Genomic DNA, 1,469 nt, shown 5'->3' with positions numbered 1-1,469 from the left:
CGACGATCTGCTGCGGCTGATCTTCACCGCGTGCCACCCCGTGCTGTCGACGGAGGCCCGGATCGCGCTCACGCTGCGGTTGCTGGGCGGGCTGACGACGGAGGAGATCGCCCGCGCGTTCCTGACCTCGGAGCCCACGGTCGCCCAGCGCGTCGTCCGCGCGAAACGGGCACTCGCCAAGGCCGGGGTGCCCTTCGAGGTGCCGTACGGCGCCGACCGCGCCGCCCGGCTCTCGTCGGTCCTCGACGTCATCTACCTCATCTTCAACGAGGGCTATTCCGCGACGGCGGGTGACGATCTCGTACGCCCGGCCCTGTGCGAGGACGCGCTGCGGCTGGTCCGCGTCCTCGCGGGTCTGATGCCCACGGAGCCCGAGGTCCACGGTCTGGCTGCGCTGCTGGAGTTCCAGGCCTCCCGTATCGCGGCCCGCACGGGCCCCGACGGCAGGCCGGTGCTGCTCGCCGACCAGAACCGCGCCAAGTGGAACCGGCTGCTCATCCGCCGTGGCGTCGAGGCGCTGCACCGGGCGGGCGACGGTCCGTACTCCGTCCAGGCCGCGATCGCCGCGTGCCACGCGCGGACGGTCCGTTACGAGGACACGGACTGGACGGCGATCGCCGCGCTGTACGGCCGGCTGCTGGCCCTGATCCCCTCCCCCGTGGTGGAGCTGAACCGCGCGGTCGCCGTCTCGATGGCGGAGGGCCCGGCGGCCGGTCTGCGGCTGGTGGACGCCCTCGCCGGGGAGCCGGCCCTGAAGGGCTACCACCTGCTGCCGAGCGTTCGCGGGGATCTGCTGGAGCGCCTCGGACGTGGGGAGGAGGCGTGCGCGGAGTTCGAACGGGCGGCGTCGCTGACCCGCAACGCGCGCGAGCGGGAACTGCTCCTGGAACGGGCCTCGCACCACCGCCCCGACGGCCCCGCGCCACCGCCCTGACACCTGCCGGCGGCCCGGCACCGGTCGGCGGATCGGCGGGCCGCCCGGCCCCGGGCGCTCCGGTACCGCCCGGCCCCGGGCGGTACCGGAGCCGGCCCGTTCAGTATCCGGCCGGACGCACCAGCCCCGACTCGTACGCGAAGACCGCGACCTGCGTACGGTCGCGCAGGCCCAGTTTGACCAGGATCCGGCCCACGTGCGTCTTCACGGTCTGCTCCGCCACCACCAGGGACACGGCGATCTCCGCGTTGGACAGGCCCTGTGCGATCAGGGACAGGACCTCGGTCTCGCGCTCCGTCAGATCACCGACCCGGTCCTTGAGCGGCGCCCGGGGCGGGGCGGTCATACGTGAGAACTCGGCGATCAGCCGCTTGGTGATGTTCGGCGCGAGCAGGGCGTCACCGGCCGCCACCACCCGTACCGCCTGCGCCAGTTCGGCGGCCGACGCGTCCTTCAGCAGAAAGCCGGAGGCGCCCGCGCGCAGGGCCTCGTACACGTACTCGTCCAGATCGAAGGTGGTCAGGACGAGCACCTT

At 73.3% G+C, this 1,469-nt stretch carries 2 protein-coding genes; one reads left to right on the top strand and one right to left on the bottom strand.

What is annotated here, in order from left to right; genetic code table 11:
• Positions 1–934 (top strand): RNA polymerase sigma factor (locus tag BFF77_RS32160; RefSeq protein WP_066957093.1); only part of this gene is annotated, 934 nt, incomplete at its 5' end.
• A 100-nt stretch (positions 935–1,034) separates the two neighbouring features.
• Here the strand turns inward: BFF77_RS32160 and BFF77_RS32155 are convergent.
• A partial coding sequence (locus BFF77_RS32155) for a LuxR C-terminal-related transcriptional regulator (protein WP_141698617.1) occupies positions 1,035–1,469 on the bottom strand: 435 nt, incomplete at its 5' end.

It is taken from the genome of Streptomyces lushanensis (assembly GCF_001700515.1).
GTDB classification, from domain to species: Bacteria; Actinomycetota; Actinomycetes; order Streptomycetales; family Streptomycetaceae; genus Streptomyces; species Streptomyces lushanensis.
This window is presented reverse-complemented; position numbering and strand designations above follow the sequence as displayed.